Source organism: Winslowiella toletana (genome assembly GCF_032164335.1).
Lineage (GTDB): Bacteria > Pseudomonadota > Gammaproteobacteria > Enterobacterales > Enterobacteriaceae > Erwinia > Erwinia toletana_A.
Map to the genome: position 1 here is coordinate 4,209,801 of NZ_CP134152.1, position 20,197 is coordinate 4,229,997.

Here is a 20,197-nt window from a genome sequence, read left to right on the forward strand (position 1 = left end):
GCCATTTAATCACCGCCGTAAAAGCCGGACAGTTTTAGAAATTATATTTCACGCCAAATGTTACGGTGGTATCACTGTAACCTTTACTGCCGACCTGTTGGCCGACATTGCCCCACATATTGAGGCGGTTGGTGAGATCCCCCTCAAGACCCAGTTTCATCTCCGCAACGTTACCTGCGCCGCCCTGTTTAAAGGTATGGCTACCGGTGGTTTCATGGGACATTTTCGCAGCAAAGTCTTTGCTGTTATGAATCCATGTGGCTTCGATATACGGTTTGAATTTCTGAGATTGCGCCTCTTCTTCCTGAGAAGGTTGGGTAAGGAATGCTTTCATACCCAGCCGCGTTTGCACATTGCCGTCACCTTCTCCTGAGACCAGCGTATTCGAGGCTTCTCTGTGATCATCCGCTTTTACGCCCATCCAGATAGCCTGTGCTTTCGGCTGGAGGTAGAAGTTATAATGCTCACTTGCACCGGCAAAGAAGGTATATCCGGTTTCAAGTGAAGCCGTGAAGCCTTTTGAGTCGTATTTCTCCTGAGCCAGTCCCTCACCATTCACTTCGTTTTTAAACCAGCTGTATTGCAGCCAGCTATCCACGTAAGCACCGGTATGAGCCTTCTCATCAGCAAACCATGTTCCGTAGGTACCCACGCTGTAACCTTTCGCTGAGCCTTTAGAACGGCTGCCTGAACCCGACGTTATGGTGTTATTGCTGCTATTGGCATAGCCCGTCATCAGCCCTACGCGCCACAGATCGTTTTCGTTGCTGCTGAAGCGGAAAACGTCGCCACCCAACTGCGTCACAAAACGATTATCCTGCGTTTTAAAGGTCCCGCTGGAATCACGAGAGCGGTTGTGGCTGCCGGTGGTACGCAGCCACATTGAGGTCGCTTTCTTCTCACCCGTCATCGCATCGGTATACCAGGTTTCTCCTGAACGATTCTCCAGGCTGGTATTGAACATGGTATTCGCCGCCGCGAGGTTTGCGATATAACTTCCCGCTTCCGGACGATCCGGGTTCTCGGTGCGCAGATACCAGTCGCCGTCGGACGGATTCGTCACCCCACCCTGATACAGTTTATAGTCATACGCGCCTGCAACCACGCGGCCTTCCAGCTCGAAGTTAGCGCCAGATTTTCCTGAGATATCAATAATTCTGATACCGTTATTGGTATAAGCCCCCTGGCCACCAATATTGTTGACTTTAATGCTGCTGACTCCGCTGGTATCCCCGTTAATCACCAGACGGTCCGTCGTACTCTCGTCCCCGGCAAGTACGGTATCAAAGATAATCCGGCTGCCTTTCTGTCCAACGTAGTTACCGTTGACAGTAAAGTCTGCGTAATTATCTCCGGTTAGCGCATGGGACATGATCAGACGGCCGGCGTTATCTACATTCCCCGAGACACGCCCGAATCCACCGAGCGCACCATTTTCCTGAATGGTCACGTTACTGTTAAGAACAACCGGAACCTGCGTATTGCGGGCTCTGGCCCGGGTATCAGCAACGTAAATCGTTTGCCCATCCTGATTTTTCACCGTGCCTTCACCCAGCTGGATAATGCCATTTTCGATAATGGTGTTACCCGCCGTTACCACATTTTCAAGCAACTTCAGCGTACCGCTACCCTGTTTAATCAGATCACCGCTGCCGCCGATCAGGTTTTTCAGGCTCCAGTCATTGGCCACATCCAGAATTAATTTGCCGTCATTACTTACGCGTCCGGCTCCCAATTGCTCTGCCTTGTTGGCGGCAAGCGTGGTGTCCTCTGCCAGAGTAAATGCTCCGGTGTACTGCGCGTTGTTACCGCTCAGTTGAACCGTTGCCTTGTTCTGCAACTGCAGGTTACCCGCCTCGCTCAGGCTATTGGCGAAGGTACCCTGAGCGCCGTTAAGCGTCAGCGTGCCTTTGTTGGCAATATTTCCGGAACCCAGCCCTGTGACATCTGCCAGCACCACGCTGGCGGCGCTGCTAATCGCGGTATTACCGGTAAATGAACGGTTTGCCTGGCTGACGTTAAGCGTGCCCGCAGACAGACTCAGCTGACCGGCCCCCGTAAGAAGCCCATCGACCTGACCACCATTTTTAATTGTGACGTTACCGCCATTAAGATTAAACCGGCTGTCAGCCTGGGCATTTAACTGACCAATGGTCTGACGGGTACCATTGATATCCACCTGCGTGCCGCCGGACATCGCCAGCTCTGAGGTTAAGCCCAGAGCATTGCTGGCTTCAAGCCTTAAGCCACCCTGGCGCAACAGCGTCGCGCCGGTATAGTCATTATTGCCATTGCTTAAAGAGAGGATTGCGCCATCGGTTAAGCCCTCAATAGCCAGGTCGCCACTACCGGAAATCTTCGCCGACATGCCGTTGGATTGCAGAGCATTGTTTGCTTCCAGAGCCTGTAACCTGAGCGCATCGACGCCTTTCGCAAGCAGATCAATCGCTTTAAGGCCGTAGTTAACATACAGGCCATCCTGACGGGTACCCGTAGTTAAGCCATAGTCGAACGATCCCACGGCTGATGGTGCGCTGGCCCCGTCATTGGTCAGCCCGGCCTGAACAGATTGGGTTATCGGCTGGCCGTTCGCATCCGTCAGCGTCAACTCCTGCCCGCTTCCTTTAGCATCACCGCGCGCTAAATCGACGATAATTTCCCCTTCATCGAGTTCTAACAAGGACTTACCTTCAAGCCCTGGCGTGACGTTCGCCGGAAGATTCACCTGTACTTCACCGCCGCCGGTCACATCGATGCTGCCCGCCTCAATGACTCCCTCAGAGACAAATTGCCCGTTATTATCAACGATGTTATCGAACTTCAGCGTGCCGTTATTCAGGGTCAGCCCACCGATTTTCTGCACGCCATCAGACACATTAACCAGACCATTTTCAGAAAGCGTCAGGTTAGCGTTAGTGAGCGCGAGGGTATTGCTATTCCCTAATATCAACCCAGTGCCGGACAAATCGACCTTACCGGCGAATGCCGTGCCTGCTGCTTCACCAAACGAGAACAGCGGACCACCTGACGTCACATTCAGCGCGCCATTACCTGCAAGCGCGTGATCAAAGCGATTCAAACCGGAAAGCGTTAATGCGCTATTGCGGTTAATGTTCACGCCAACAGCCTTATCAAGCTGGTAGCCAACGCCGAATGTAACATTCGCCTCATCGGCAAGAGTCAGCACGCCATTTCCGGCTACTTTATTGCTAAATACTCCCTGATAGCCTGACAGGACGAGCTTATCAAAGGCACCCGCAAGCGAGATGCTGGCGTTTTTTCCCAGCTGGCTCAGCGAGCCCACCGTCAATGCACTGTTACCGTTAAGCGCATAGCTTCCTGTGAAGCCATCGTTATTTCCGGTAAGTTGCACATTTGCACTGTTCGTCAGCGCAACAACGCTGTCCTGCACGCCAGACAACGCATTTCTGATTGCACCGCTCAGCCCGTTCATCACTAAAGACGCACCGCTTTCATCCAGATTAACTCCGGCTTTATCTGCGCCCAGATTATTCGACTGAGTGATGGTTAACGACCCATCCCCACTAACGTGATGCTCACCGGTAAAGGTGCTGTTACCATTTAGCGTGGTCGCCGCATTAACATTCACCCGCCCATCACCGCTCAATGCATTTCCGAGCGTTAAGCCAGCCGCATTCAGATTTAGTGCACCATCAACGTCAACTTTACTGCTGCCAAGGTTACCGTTATCGCTTAGCGTAATGGATGCTCCACTATTGATTGAGGTATTACCTTTAAGATTGTCATTCGCGCCAGAAATGCTCAGGTCACCACCGGCTACGGTGATAGCCCCCTCGCCTTTTAATCCGTCGTCAGAGCCAGACTGGCCGCCGTTGCTTAACACCAGTTCACCGTTATCCAGTGAGACCGTGCCGCTGTTATCCAATACCCCGATGGTCTGTTTAAAACCGTTTAAGGAAGTGGTCGCCCCTTGTTTAATAGTTAGCTCAGAGGTCTGGCCCAACGCATTGTCAGCCCCTAACAGCAACGCCCCCTGATTCACCGTCGTAACACCCGTGTAGCTGTTTTTACCGTTAGCGAGGGTTAATGCCCCGTTCGATGCATTGATATTCAGGCCACCTTTGCCGGATAACAACGCATTTAAACTCTGATTAGAACCTGCTTCACCGGTTTCCAGCAACAGCGCATCAGTACCATCAGTCACTAATTCAAGCGCCGTCAGGCCATACTTAATATACAGCCCGGTATCATCACCGTTGTTACTGGTCAGGCCGTAGCTATAGGTGGCATTAGCAACCGTTTTATCGCCCTGAGTAATGGCAGAGAGCACCGCCTGATCGCCTGAGATAACCGGCGTACCGTTAATGCTCAAATTTATGTTGTTAACATTACCGGTCACCGCCCCGGCATTCACCAGCGTCATCAGCACCTCGCCTCTATCCTGGTCAAGAATCGAGACACCCGGTGCCGCTGGTACGCCAACGTTTTCCCACTCGGCATCACCGGTCACAGCAACATCGCCGCTGTTCAGCGCCAGCGTTTCAGCATTAATAATGCCATTCGCTTTTGACTGTGGTGCATCGACTTCGAATGCCAGCTTACCGCCGTTAACATCGATATCTTTCAGCGACCTGTCGGTACTGCCAACATTAGTGATGCTGTCCCGGCCCAGAGTCAACGCCGCATTAGCCACGGCTGTTACGTTATTTTGATTAAGATTGAAGGTGCTATCTTGCAGAGTGACACTACCGGTAAATGCTCCCCCGGTATTCGCCCCGAAGTTAAACGTCTGATTTCCGGCATTCACATTCAGCGAACCGTTACCGCTTAGCGCCTGATTAAACTCGGCTACATCGGACAATTGCAGCTCGCTGTTATTGTCGATGCTCATGGCGATATCGGATCCGATATTCGCCATGCTGTTCATCGCCACCAATGAACCCCCGGTCAGCGATATCGTCCCCTTGCCAGCGACCTGATTAGCAAAATCACCGCGGTATTCTGAGAGGTTTAATGCATCACCTGCGGCTTCCAGTAACACGCTGGCCTCTTCACCAAGCTGGCTGGTAAAACTGGCCGTCAGGCTACTCTCGCCGCTAACGTTATAGGTGCCTTTAAACGCGTCATTATCGCCGGTCAGAATAGCGCCGGAGCCTTTGGTGACATTGATTTGGCTACCGGAAACGCCAGAAAGCGACTGGCCAAGCTCACCATTCAGGGCATCAAATACCAGCGCAGAGCTTGCATCCTGCAGGGCGACATTTGCCTCACTACTCCCCAGGTTGGCAGCCTGAGATATCGTCAGCATGCCGTTACTATTAACGCGGTGTGTTCCTTTGAACGAACTCTCTGCGCTAAGCGTCACGTTGCCATTAGTATTGATATCCCCAGTGCCCCTCAGAACGTTTACCAGCGTCTGGTTAACGTTCAGATTCAGCATCCCGTCGACGGCTACCTCGGCGTTACCCAGCGTACCGCTATCGCTGAGCGTGAGGGTTCCCGCTTCATCAATCAACGTGGTACCAGCAAGCCCTGCGTTCGCCTGTGATATCGCAAGCTCACCGCCGGACACCACCAGATTGCCGTTACCGGTAAGTCCGCCTGCCACCGTAGAGGCTCCGCCGTTATTCAGCGTCAGCGTGCCGTCGCCAATATCGACCACTCCCGTATTATTGAATTCGCCGGTTTTGCCTGTGGTGTCGTCTTTATTAATCGTCAACGCACCATCCGCACCCACCTTAATCGTACCGGCATTAATCAGCGCCCCCAGGGACTGGGATTTACCGTTGAGATCAAAGAGAGTATTAGCAAGCGCGCTCAGTTGTGAGGTGTTCCCCAGCGCATTATTACTTCCAGCGACCAGGGTTCCGCTCTTAATGAGTGTGCTGCCGGTATAGTCATTTTCCGTATTACTCAGCCTCAGACTTTCGCTATTGGCATTAAGCGCAAGGTTACCGTTACCGGTAATTTGAGCAGTAAAGGTTTTTGCCGCTTCGGAAGTATTGGCAGTATTAAGTTCCAGGGTCTTATCAGCGAGCAGAGCCAGTTTCACCAGCCTCGCCACTACGCTTATGCCGCTGTCAGCGCTCAGGGCAAAATTATAGAAGCCTTCAGCCACCGTCGCGCCACTCTGAATAACACCCACTTCGGTATTGTTCGTCAGCGAATTGCCATCCAAATCCTGTAATGAGAGTTTTGCCAGCTCCTCAGCGCTCAATGCCTTACTGTTCACCAGCACGCGCGATTCGCCGTTGCTTTGCTCCAGTAAGTTATCGCCCAGCGACAGGTTGTTTTGCACCTGAATAATGCTGCTATCGGTCACATCCAGCGAGCCGGATTCAATATATCCATCGGAAGTAAACCTGGTCGTACCGCCACCCAGCGTCAGACCACCAATAGCCTGCGGATCCACATCGACACTCACCGTCGTGCCGCCGCCAACATTCAGGTTGGCATCAGTCAGCGCCAGGGTATTGTTGCCGGACAACATAAACTGCGCATTACTGAGATTTACCTGACCGGCAAAGTTGTTTCCGGTGTTGTCGCCAAAGTTAAATGCCTGGTTTCCTGTCGCGGCATTAACATTCAGCGCGCCGCTCCCGGTAAGCGCTTGATTAAATACATTAAGACCCGCCAGAGTTAGGGCACTGCCGTCAGCAATATCCACCCCGATATCCGACGCAAGATTGCCGGTACTGTTCAGGGTGACATCCGCGCTGTCGCTCAGCGACAGCAGGCCCGTGCCGCCGACCTGGTTGCCAAAGGCGCCGCTGTAGCCCGCCAGGTTCAGGGTATTACCCGCGCCGTTCAGCAGGACGGAAGCACTACCCGCGCCGAGATTACTCGCGCTGCCCACGCTCAGCGTGCTGTCGCCGCCGACCGAATAGGTGCCGAGGAAGTTGCTGTTATTGCCGCCCAGCGCCGCCTCGCTGCCGCCGGTCAGGCTGACGGTGCTGCCCGCCACACCGGACAGCGCATTGTTAATCGCTCCGCTGAGCGCATTCAGCACCAGCTGCGAGCCCGCGCTGCTTAACGAGACCGTGGCCGCGTCACTGCCGAGGTTGCCCGCTTTCGAAATCGTCAGCGCCCCGTCCGCGCCCACGTTGTGTAACCCGCTGAAGGTGTTGTCCGCACTCAGGGTGACGTTAGCCCCGGTGTTGATGTTACCACCGCCGCTCAGCACGTTCGCCAGCGTCTGGTCCGCGTTCAGGTTCAGCGTACCGCCGCTGGCAATGCCAACCGCCGCGCTGCCGAGCGTTCCGGTATCCGTTAAGGTTACGGCCGCGCCCTGATTAATCGTGGTATTACCGGCAAGACCGGCGTTAGCTTTGGAGACAGCAAGCTCGCCGCCCGATACCACCAGGTTGCCGTTGCCGGTCAGCCCGCCAGCGGCGCTGGAGCTGCCGCCGTTCGTCAGCGTCAGCGTGCCGTCGCCAATATCGACCACTCCCGTATTATTGAATTCGCCGGTTTTGCCTGTGGTGTCGTCTTTATTAATCGTCAACGCACCATCCGCACCCACCTTAATCGTACCGGCATTAATCAGCGCCCCCAGGGACTGGGATTTACCGTTGAGATCAAAGAGAGTATTAGCAAGCGCGCTCAGTTGTGAGGTGTTCCCCAGCGCATTATTACTTCCAGCGACCAGGGTTCCGCTCTTAATGAGTGTGCTGCCGGTATAGTCATTTTCCGTATTACTCAGCCTCAGACTTTCGCTATTGGCATTAAGCGCAAGGTTACCGTTACCGGTAATTTGAGCAGTAAAGGTTTTTGCCGCTTCGGAAGTATTGGCAGTATTAAGTTCCAGGGTCTTATCAGCGAGCAGAGCCAGTTTCACCAGCCTCGCCACTACGCTTATGCCGCTGTCAGCGCTCAGGGCAAAATTATAGAAGCCTTCAGCCACCGTCGCGCCACTCTGAATAACACCCACTTCGGTATTGTTCGTCAGCGAATTGCCATCCAAATCCTGTAATGAGAGTTTTGCCAGCTCCTCAGCGCTCAATGCCTTACTGTTCACCAGCACGCGCGATTCGCCGTTGCTTTGCTCCAGTAAGTTATCGCCCAGCGACAGGTTGTTTTGCACCTGAATAATGCTGCTATCGGTCACATCCAGCGAGCCGGATTCAATATATCCATCGGAAGTAAACCTGGTCGTACCGCCACCCAGCGTCAGACCACCAATAGCCTGCGGATCCACATCGACACTCACCGTCGTGCCGCCGCCAACATTCAGGTTGGCATCAGTCAGCGCCAGGGTATTGTTGCCGGACAACATAAACTGCGCATTACTGAGATTTACCTGACCGGCAAAGTTGTTTCCGGTGTTGTCGCCAAAGTTAAATGCCTGGTTTCCTGTCGCGGCATTAACATTCAGCGCGCCGCTCCCGGTAAGCGCTTGATTAAATACATTAAGACCCGCCAGAGTTAGGGCACTGCCGTCAGCAATATCCACCCCGATATCCGACGCAAGATTGCCGGTACTGTTCAGGGTGACATCCGCGCTGTCGCTCAGCGACAGCAGGCCCGTGCCGCCGACCTGGTTGCCAAAGGCGCCGCTGTAGCCCGCCAGGTTCAGGGTATTACCCGCGCCGTTCAGCAGGACGGAAGCACTACCCGCGCCGAGATTACTCGCGCTGCCCACGCTCAGCGTGCTGTCGCCGCCGACCGAATAGGTGCCGAGGAAGTTGCTGTTATTGCCGCCCAGCGCCGCCTCGCTGCCGCCGGTCAGGCTGACGGTGCTGCCCGCCACACCGGACAGCGCATTGTTAATCGCTCCGCTGAGCGCATTCAGCACCAGCTGCGAGCCCGCGCTGCTTAACGAGACCGTGGCCGCGTCACTGCCGAGGTTGCCCGCTTTCGAAATCGTCAGCGCCCCGTCCGCGCCCACGTTGTGTAACCCGCTGAAGGTGTTGTCCGCACTCAGGGTGACGTTAGCCCCGGTGTTGATGTTACCACCGCCGCTCAGCACGTTCGCCAGCGTCTGGTCCGCGTTCAGGTTCAGCGTACCGCCGCTGGCAATGCCAACCGCCGCGCTGCCGAGCGTTCCGGTATCCGTTAAGGTTACGGCCGCGCCCTGATTAATCGTGGTATTACCGGCAAGACCGGCGTTAGCTTTGGAGACAGCAAGCTCGCCGCCCGATACCACCAGGTTGCCGTTGCCGGTCAGCCCGCCAGCGGCGCTGGAGCTGCCGCCGTTCGTCAGCGTCAGCGTGCCGTCGGTAATATCTACCGTACCGCTGTTCGCCAGCGTTTCCACCGTCTGGCTATGACCGTTTAACAACGTTGAAGCTCCCTGATAAACCTCAAGCTGCGAGGTATTACCCAGGACGTTGTTATCACCCAGGATTAACTGTCCGTTTTTCAGAATGGTGGTACCACTGTAGCTGTTATCGCTATTGGAGATAGTCAGCCCATAATCGCCACCTTCGATGACTAATCCACCGCTACCGCTCAGGAGTGAACGAAGTTCCTGAAGATCGCTACGGTTGTCCTCAACCTTAATCAGCAATCCTTTGTCACCATCAGAAATCAAATCCAGCCCGACCATGCTGAACTTCACATATAGCCCCGGATCGTCGGCCACACTGCTATCTGATAACCCAAAGTTATAGTATGCAGTTGCTGCCGTTTCACCGTCCTGGGTTATGGTTTCTGAAATACGCTGATCGTGGGTAACCACCAGGACATCATTAATTTTTAATGCAATATCTTTTAACTTGCCGGTTAAGGTATCGGCGTCGACTAATGTCATCAGAACATTGCCGTAGTCCTGGGCGAGAATAGGCATCAGTTTTAAATCATCAGGCCCGTAGTTCTCCCAGCTATTTCCACCATTTACGGCAATCGTGCCGCTATTCAACGCCAGATTGTCTGTCTTAATCGTGCCATCTGCTGCGCTTTGCGGCCCGACAACACTGAACGCCAGCTCTCCACCATTGAGATTAAGGTTACCGACGGTAGTGTCACTCTCTCCCACATCTGAAAGGCTGCCAGTATTCAACGTCAGGGTAGCGTTGCCCAATACCCCACTGTTATTTGCAATATCAAAGGTGACATCGTTGAGCATAATGTTGCCGCTAAACGCACTTCCGGTACCGGCGCCAAAATTAAAGCTCTGATCATTGCCGTCGACAATAAATGCCCCACTACCGCTCAGCAGTTGATTAAAATCGGTGAGTCCCGCCAGAGTAAGGGCGCTGCCGCCAGCAATATCAATCCCGATATCCGACGCAAGATTGCCGGTACTGTTCAGGGTGACATCCGCGCTGTCGCTCAGCGACAGCAGGCCCGTGCCGCCGACCTGGTTGCCAAAGGCGCCGCTGTAGCCCGCCAGGTTCAGAGTATTGCCCGCGCCGCCAAGCAGGACGGAAGCACTACCCGCGCCGAGATTATTTGCGCTGCCCACGCTCAGCGTGCTGTCGCCGCCGACCGAATAGGTGCCGAGGAAGTTGCTGTTATTGCCGCCCAGCGCCGCCTCGCTGCCGCCGGTCAGGCTGACGGTGCTGCCCGCCACACCGGACAGCGCGTTGTTTACCGCCCCGCTGAGCGCATTCAGCACCAGCTGCGAGCCCGCGCTGCTTAACGAGACCGTGGCCGCTTCACTGCCGAGGTTGCCCGCTTTCGAAATCGTCAGCGCCCCGTCCGCGCCCACGGAGTGTGATCCGCTGAAGGTGTTGTCCGCACTCAGGGTGACTTTGCCGCCGGTATTGATCGCCCCGGCACCGCTCAGCACGTTCGCCAGCGTCTGGTCCGCGTTCAGGTTCAGCGTACCGCCGCTGGCAACGCCAACCGCCGCGCTGCCGAGCGTTCCGCTGTCGCTCAGGGTTATCGTCCCGCCCGATCCGATAGCGGTGTTCCCCGCCAGGCCCGCATTGGCTTTGGAGACAGCAAGCTCGCCGCCCGACACCACCAGGTTGCCGTTGCCGGTCAGCCCGCCAGCGGCGCTGGAGCTGCCGCCGTTTGTCAGCGTTAACGTACCGCCGGCGATATTCACCGTGCCGGTGTTGGCCAGCGCGCCGCTGGTCAGCGCACCGTTCTGGCCGGTGGTGATCTGGCCTGCATTACTCAGCCCGCCCAGCGTCTGCGTGTTGCCGTTAAGGTTAAACGCCGTACCGGCAAGCGTGCTCAGCAGTGAGGTTTTCCCCAGAGCATTATTGCTGCCCGCCACCACCGTACCGCTGTTGATTGTCGTGCTGCCGGTATAGTCGTTACCGGCGTTATTCAGCGTCAGCGTATCGCTACCGGCATTCAGCGCCAGGTTACCCGCTCCGGTGATCAGCGCGCTGAAGTTCTTCGAGGTGGCCCCCGCGGTATCCAGCGCCAGCGTTTTGCCCGTCGCCAGCGCCAGCTTAACCAGCTGCGCCGTGACGCTCAGGCCGCCGCCGATGCCCGACAGGTCGTAGTTGTAGGTCCCGGTCGCCGCCGTGCCATCGCCCTGGTCAATCGCCACCTCCACGCCGGTTTTAATCGCCTGGCCCTGGGCATCCTGCAGCGTCAGTTTTGCCAGATCTTCCGCGCTCAGCGTATTGCTGCTGCCGATCAGCCTGCGCTGCGTGCCGTCATCCTGATCCAGCAGGTTTCCGGTGGTGACATCGTCCGGGGTCACCCGGATGGTGCTGTCCTGCGCCACCGCCAGCGTGCCGCTGGTGATGCTGCTGCCGTCGGTAAACTGCGTGGTGCCGCCGTCAAGCGTCAGGTTGCCCACCGCCTGCGCGCCCGCGCCCACGATCACCGACGCTCCGCCGCCGACGTCAAGCGTCGCCGACTTCAGGCTGGCGGTATTGTTGCCCGTCAGGCCAAACTGGCTGTTGCTCAGGTTAACCCGCCCGGCAAACGCATCTCCGGTGTTGCTGCCGAAGGTAAAGCCCGTGCTGCCATTGATGTTCAGCGCACCGCCGCCGGTCAGCGCCTGATTAAACGCATTAAGACCCGCCAGAGTCAGGGCACTGCCGCCAGCAATATCAATCCCGATATCCGACGCAAGATTACCGGTACTGTTCAGGGTGACATCTGCGCTGTCGCTCAGCGACAGCAGGCCCGTGCCGCCGACCTGGTTGCCAAAGGCGCCGCGGTAGCCCGCCAGGTTCAGGGTATTACCCGCGCCGCCAAGCAGCACGCCTGCATCCGCGCCGAGATTATTCGCGCTGCCCACGCTCAGCGTGCTGTCGCCGCCGACCGAATAGGTGCCGAGGAAGTTGCTGTTATTGCCGCCCAGCGCCGCCTCGCTGCCGCCGGTCAGGCTGACAGTGCTGCCCGCCACACCGGACAACGCATTGTTAATTGCCCCGCTGAGCGCATTCAGCACCAGCTGCGAGCCCGCGCTGCTTAACGAGACCGTGGCCGCGTCACTGCCGAGGTTGCCCGCTTTCGAAATCGTCAGCGCCCCGTCCGCGCCCACGCTGTGTGACCCGCTGAAGGTGTTGTCCGCACTCAGGGTGACGTTAGCCCCGGTGTTAATGTTACCCCCGCCGCTCAGCACGTTCGCCAGCGTCTGGTCCGCGTTCAGGTTCAGCGTACCGCCGCTGGCAACGCCAACCGCCGCGCTGCCGAGCGTTCCGGTATCCGTTAAGGTTACGGCCGCGCCCTGATTAATTGTGGTATTACCGGCAAGACCGGCGTTAGCTTTGGAGACTACAAGCTCGCCGCCCGACACCACCAGGCTGCCGTTGCCGGTCAGCCCGCCAGCGGCGCTGGAGCTGCCGCCGTTTGTCAGCGTCAGCGTACCGCCGGCGATATTCACGGTGCCGGTGTTGGCCAGCGCGCCGCTGGTCAGCGCACCGTTCTGGCCGGTGGTGAGCTGGCCTGCATTGCTCAGCCCGCCCAGCGTTTGCGACTTGCCATTGAGGTTAAACGCCGTACCGGCAAGCGTGCTCAGCAGTGAGGTATTCCCCAGCGCGTTGTTGCTGCCCGCCACAACCGTGCCGCTGTTGATTGTCGTGCTGCCGGTATAGTCGTTACCGGCGTTATTCAGCGTCAGCATATCGCTACCGGCATTCAGCGCCAGGTTACCCGCTCCGGTGATCAGCGCGCTGAAGTTCTTCGAGGTGGCCCCCGCGGTATCCAGCGCCAGCGTTTTGCCCGTTGCCAGCGCCAGCTTAACCAGCTGCGCCGTAACGCTCAGGCCGCCGCCGATGCCCGACAGGTCGTAGTTGTAGGTCCCGGTCGCCGCCGTGCCATCGCCCTGGTCAATCGCCACCTCCACGCCGGTTTTAATCGCCTGGCCCTGGGCATCCTGCAGCGTCAGTTTTGCCAGATCTTCCGCGCTCAGCGTATTGCTGCTGCCGATCAGCCTGCGCTGCGTGCCGTCATCCTGATCCAGCAGGTTTCCGGTGGTGACATCGTCCGGGGTCACCCGGATGGTGCTGTCCTGCACCACCGCCAGCGTGCCGCTGGTGATGCTGCTGCCGTCGGTAAACTGCGTGGTGCCACCGTCAAGCGTCAGGTTGCCCACCGCCTGCGCGCCCGCGCCCACGATCACCGACGCTCCGCCGCCGACGTCAAGCGTCGCCGACTTCAGGCTGGCGGTATTGTTGCCGGACAACATAAACTGCGCATTGCTGAGATTTACCTGACCGGCAAAGTTGTTTCCGGTGTTGTCGCCAAAGTTAAATGCCGGGTTTCCTGTCGCGGCATTAACATTAAGCGCGCCGCTCCCGGTAAGCGCCTGATTAAACGCATTAAGACCCGCCAGAGTCAGGGCGCTGCCGCCCGCAATATTCACCCCGATATCCGACGAAAGATTACCGCTGCTGTTCAGGGTGACATCCGCGCTGTCGCTCAGCGACAGCAGGCCCGCGCCGCCGACCTGGTTGCCGAAGGCGCCGCTGTAGCCCGCCAGGTTCAGGGTATTACCCGCGCCGCCAAGCAGGACGGAAGCACTACCCGCGCCGAGATTACTCGCGCTGCCCACGCTCAGCGTGCTGTCGCCGCCGACCGAATAGGTGCCGAGGAAGTTGCTGTTATTGCCGCCCAGCGCCGCCTCGCTGCCGCCGGCCAGGCTGACGGTGCTGCCCGCCACACCGGACAGCGCGTTGTTTACCGCCCCGCTGAGCGCATTCAGCACCAGCTGCGAGCCCGCGCTGCTTAACGAGACCGTGGCCGCTTCACTGCCGAGGTTGCCCGCTTTCGAAATCGTCAGCGCCCCGTCCGCGCCCACGCTGTGTGACCCGCTGAAGGTGTTGTCCGCACTCAGGGTGACGTTAGCTCCGGTGTTGATGTTACCCCCGCCGCTCAGCACGTTCGCCAGCGTCTGGTCCGCGTTCAGGTTCAGCGTACCGCCGCTGGCAATGCCAACCGCCGCGCTGCCGAGCGTTCCGGTATCCGTTAAGGTTACGGCCGCGCCCTGATTAATCGTGGTATTACCGGCAAGACCGACGTTAGCTTTGGAAACAGCAAGCTCGCCGCCCGATACCACCAGGTTACCGTTTCCGGTCAGCCCGCCAGCGGCGCTGGAGCTACCGCCATTTGTCAGCGTCAGCGTACCGCCGGCGATATTCACCGTGCCGGTGTTGGCCAGCGCGCCGCTGGTCAGCGCACCGTTCTGGCCGGTGGTGATCTGGCCTGCATTACTCAGCCCGCCCAGCGTCTGCGACTTACCATTAAGGTTAAACGCCGTACCGGCAAGCGTACTCAGCAGCGAGGTTTTCCCCAGAGCATTATTGCTGCCCGCCACCACCGTACCGCTGTTGATTGTCGTGCTGCCGGTATAGTCGTTACCGGCGTTATTCAGCGTCAGCATATCGCTACCGGCATTCAGCGCCAGGTTACCCGCTCCGGTGATCAGCGCGCTGAAGTTCTTCGAGGTGGCCCCCGCGGTATCCAGCGCCAGCGTTTTGCCCGTCGCCAGCGCCAGTTTAACCAGCTGCGCTGTAACGCTCAGGCCGCCGCCGATGCCCGACAGGTCGTAGTTGTAGGTCCCTTGTGCAACCGTATCGTCATTTTGAGTTATCGCAATCAGAGCGCCATTCCCCAGTGCTTCTCCCTGGGCGTTTTGCAGCGTCAGTCTGGCAAGTTCTTGCGACGACAAGCTATTGCTGCTGTTAATTAGCTTTCGCGAGATCTCTTCATCCTGATCCAGCAGATTGCCGGGCATTACCTCGCCAGGCGTGACCTGAATTACACTGTTATCAGTAATATCGAGATTATCGGTGGCAATATTGCCTGAGGAAAATACGGTTGTTCCGCTGGCAAGCGTCATATTGCCGATAGTCTGCGTACCAGCACCCACGCTGAGCGTCGAGCCATCGCCAACATTGAGGGTTGAATCTGTCAGAGCGGTGGCGTTATTGCCCGAAAGACCGAACAGTACATTAGTCAGATTGACCGTACCGGCATAGGTGCTGCCGGTATCAACGCCGAAATTAAATGATTGCTTATTATTGTTAATATTCAGCACGCCATCGCCGCTAAGCGCCTGGTTGAAGGTGTTTAAATTTACCAGGCTGAGTTCACTGTCATCGCCAATATTAATACCAACGCCTGCCGCCAGTAGATCCGCGTTATTCAAGGTCACATTTGAGGTATCGGTCAGGGACAGAGTGCCGGTTCCGTTCACCTTATGATTAAATACACCGCCGTACCTGGCCAAATTCAGCGCATTACCCGTTCCGCCAAGCAGTACCGAAGCATTACTCGCTCCGAGATTATTTGCTTCGCCAATCGTCAGCGTGCTGTTTTCATTAACGGCATAAATCCCGCGGAAATTAACGTTATTACCTGCCAGCGTGGCATTGCCCGCGTTGTTTAAGGCTACGGTGCTACCTACTGTGCCGGACAAAACATTCCTGATAGCGCCGCTTAGCCCATTTAATACAAACTGCGAGTCAGCATCACTCAGGTTGACGGTTGCCGCTTCGCTACCTAAGTTAGCGGATTTGGAAATGGTGAGTTCGGCACCTTTGCCGATGGTATGGGTACCACTGAAGGTATTATCTGCACTGAGAATGACTTTGCCGCCGGTGTTGATCGCCCCGCCACCACTTAGCACGTTCGCCAGCGTCTGATCCGCATTCAGGTTCAGTGTACCGCCGCTGGCAATGCCAACCGCCGTGCTGCCAAGCGTTCCGGTATCCGTTAAGGTTACGGCCGCGTCCTGATTAATCGTGGTATTACCGGCAAGACCGGCGTTAGCTTCGGAAACAGCAAGCTCGCCGCCCGATACCACCAGGTTACCGTTTCCGGTCAGGCCGCCAGCGGCGCTGGAGCTACCGCCATTATTCAGCGTCAGCATGCCGCCGCCGATATTCACTACACCGGTATTAGATAATATACCGCTAGTAAGAGAACCACTGTTACCAACAATTATCTGACCTGCGTTTGCGAGCGCTCCATCGATCGTCTGGCTTTTACCATTCAGATTAAATGTCGCCCCGGACTTAGTACCCAGCCCGGTTGTCGCTCCCAACGCATTATTTTCACCAGCCACGACCGTACCGCTGTTAATTGCCGTGTTGCCGGTATAGTTATTGGTCTGGCTACTCAGCGTCAGTGCGCCCGTACCCGCGTTTAACTCCAGATTACCGCTACCGGTAATTTGTGCACCAAATTGTTTTGCCGCATTTTCTGTATCAAGCACCAGCGTTCTGTTTGCCGCCAGCGCCAGTTTAATCAGTTGAGCAGTAACCGTAAGACCGCCCCCACTGCCGGACAAAGCATAGTTATAGGTCCCGTTGGCGACTTCATCGCCATTCTGGCTAATCGCCAGCTGCGTACCATTACCCAGCGCATCGCCCTGTGCATTTTGCAATGTCAGGAGAGCCAGTTGGCCTGCGGTCAAGGTATTGGTGCTGTTGATTATCTTACGCGTGCTGCTTTCATCCTGATCCAGCAGATTCCCTTCCAGAATGCCATCCGCATTGACCTGAACGGCACTTTGCTGCGCCACAGAGAGCGTGCTGGTATTGATATTACCGGTATCGAAAGCCGTGGTTCCGCCATTCAGGGTCATATTCCCGATGGTCTGATCGCTTGCACCTACCGTCACAACACTGCCGCTACCGCTGGTCAACGTGGCGCGCTGTAAAGCCGCAGTATTGGTACCGGATAAGGCCAGTGCCGTATCTTTCAGGCTAACATTACCGGTAAACGCATTACCTGTGGTGCTGCCGAAGTTAAATGCCTGATTAACAGCATTAATATTCAATGTGCCTGCCCCGGTGAGGGCGTTATTCAGGGACGTGAGTCCATTCAGATTCAGCACACCGGATAAAGCGAAGCCGCTGCTGTTGGCAATTTGATCGCCACGGGTAGCGGTGAGTGAAGCACCATTATTAACGCTCCAGCCGCCGGTAAAGGCATTAATACCGGAATTGGCGAGCGTCACAGCAGCACCATTGTTGACGATAATACTGCCGTCGCCGTCGGATACATGGCCAAGAGTTGCGCTGAAGTTGCCGTTATAACCGTTGCCAAACTGCAGCTTACTGCTGTTATCCAGCAACACCGTACCACCGGTAATATTATTCTGCGATGTCAGGGTAAGATCGGTATTCTCACTCAGATTAATATTAGTAAATCCTCGCAACGCAGTATCCGTCTGGAGTGCACTTTGCGAGCGATTCATATTCAGCGTATTGGTCCCGGTACCCGCATCAATCGTACCTAAATATGTATTACTGCCGGTTAAATCATTAAGCGTAAAGGTATCGTTTCCACTTCCGGTGGAAATGGACTTAACCAGCGCACCATTATTAATGGTGACATTATTATTACCGTTGCCGAAAGTAAGGGTGCCGAGGCTTTGCGAGCCTTCTCCCAACACCAGAGAGTTGTTGCCATTTCCTGCCGTCAGCGCGCCGTCTAAGATGCCATTATTGGTAAGGGTATGCGCCATATCGCCAGTAAAGTCGACGGTTCCTTTTACTGTGCCCTGGTTAACAAAAGTCTTGGCAGCATCGCCGGAAAATTTAATCGCTGTGGCACCCGTGGCGTTCAGCGCGACATTACTGCCAATAGTCGTGGTATTAGAGCCACCATCGGCAATAGTCAGTGCCGTTCCATCTGGACTATTTACCGTGATATTCAGCCCCGGATCGGTTAAATCAACGCCGCCGCCGGTCGTTGCCACGCCTACACCTGCGCCATTGACGTTAATTTGCAACGCTTCGCTGTTAAGATTTGAGATGGCAGTGTTAGTCGTCTCAATACCGGTTCCGGTACCGCCAACGTTGATGGTATTACTGCCTTTTTCGCTGCTGAGGAAGTTAATGCCGGCCAGGTTATTGAGCCCAACACGATTATTAATATTTAATACCACATTGCTGAGAGCAACCTTAACGGCATCGGCTTTAGCCAGCATATTACCGCTGCCACCGAGGTTAACGATGAGATCGTTCAGGGTATGGGTTGCGGTATTGGTTGGATTACTTAAGGTTACCGCGCTGGCGGTGCCTGAGGTATTGATTTCCCCTCCGGTCAGATTTAATACCACCTTATCGGTTGCCGAACTCCCAGCGGTAATGCCGGTACCAGAAGTTGCGTTAATCACGCCAGAGTTGGAATCCGTTGCACCTTTGCTCATATCCACATTCATGTTGTTGCCAGATGCGGAGCTGATAGTAATACCCGAAGTTGTTGTAGTGAGAGCCCCGGTATTTTTAATCACCACCTCACCGTTGCCATCGTGGACAATATTCATCCCGGTTGCCGCGTCAATATTCGTGGCAGATCGGATATAGATTCCACTGTTGTTAATATTCGTTGTTGCTTTGTCTAAGTCATCATTAAGATATTGGCTTTTGAGAACATTAATACCTATACCGGTCACATTAAACTGCGAACCTTCAGCAAGGTTAAAGATAATGTCACCGGCATTGTACTGGCCATTATTGATAATACTGTGAGTATAGAGAGAGTTGCTAATTCTGTAGTTTTTTCCACCCAAGTTAGTAATGCCGTCACCTGCAAGCTGGGCACCATTAACTCCAGCATAGATAATTTTCGCCCCGGAACCAAATTCTTTGGTGTCTTTATTGTAACTACCAATTTCCAGGCCAACATTATTACCAGTGACGCTGCCAAATACGTTCTGTTTGCTCCATAATTTGAAACTGGAACCATCTTCAAAAGCATATGAATAACCCTGGCCATTTCCATCCCCGGTCGTCAGTTTGGTGTTGGCATCAAGATTAAAAGAAACATCAGAACCGGTTTTAAAAGTTAGCTGGTTTTGCAGTAAATCATTGGTATTATTCCAAAAAACATAAGAATAGGCATTATTAGCACCCGTACCGTAAAAATCCAGCGTCCCGGTAAAATCAATTTTACTGCCATTTATCCACTGTTTATAAGTTACGCTATTAAATGGATTACTGGCATTATTCCCTAAAAATGTTCCAACAGTGACTTTGCTATAAATATTCTGGTTGTAGGTATAGCCACGTTTATAATTTGCATCATATCCGTTTAATGTATTACCGTAAGAGCTGGTAGAATAACTGGTACTCGTTCTGCGATAGGCAACCCCATCATTGGCACCTGAACCATAGGTCATTAAGGCCAGCGTCGAATTAGGAATACCCTGGATATTATCAAAGACAACATTCACGTTAGAACCACTATCGCCAACGCTGGCGAAAAAGTGGTTAGCATTATTGGCGGCGGCCGTAGTGGTCAAGTTCGCATTTTTGATTGTAAAAGTAACCTGGTTATCAGCATCGCCACCGCGTACCGCAAAACGATAAGCTTGGTTATTACCGTTACTGATACCGTACTTAGCTGCCCCGCCGTCAAGGGTAATCGCCGTACGGGTACCAAAATCAAATTTAGTGGTATTATTATTTAATCCGGTACCGCCAGGAACATTACTGGCACCTGAATAGAGCGCTCCGTCACGGTAGTCTGCAAGGTTAATATCTGCTGTCAGGGTAATATCAGTACAGTCATTGTTGTTTAATGCGGCGCCTAACTCCTTTGCTGTACCGACTTCGCAGGCATCGGCGGCAAAAACAGGCTGGGCGGCGAATAATCCTACAAGCATAAATGCGTTTGCCAGCCTTTTCGCCGTTTTTCTTTGTGCGCGGCTACCTTGCCCCTGACTGGAAGATTTTTGTTTACCTTTAGCTAACTCGCTGGCGACAACCCATATACCCAGCAATGTATTCCAGATAACCTTGTAAACCTTGTTCATAACGCCCCGCACAATTTACAGAATAAAATTTTCTGTCATAAATTGTAGTCGTTTTATTTACAAAAATAGGAATATTCTTATAAAAAATTA

General features: G+C 54.9%; 1 protein-coding gene. It reads right to left on the bottom strand.

Annotated elements, in window-relative coordinates:
• Window positions 1-34: 34 nt before the first annotated feature.
• The gene (locus RIN69_RS19265; protein ID WP_313853835.1) at window positions 35-20,107 is read right to left on the bottom strand and encodes an ESPR-type extended signal peptide-containing protein; all 20,073 of its coding nucleotides are present in this window, start codon (window positions 20,105-20,107) and stop codon (window positions 35-37) included.
• Window positions 20,108-20,197 lie beyond the last annotated feature (90 nt).

Coding starts and splice junctions, on each gene's coding strand:
- RIN69_RS19265 (WP_313853835.1), bottom strand. CDS start 20,107: ATGAACAAGGTTTACAAGGTTATCTGGAATACATTGCTGGGTATATGG.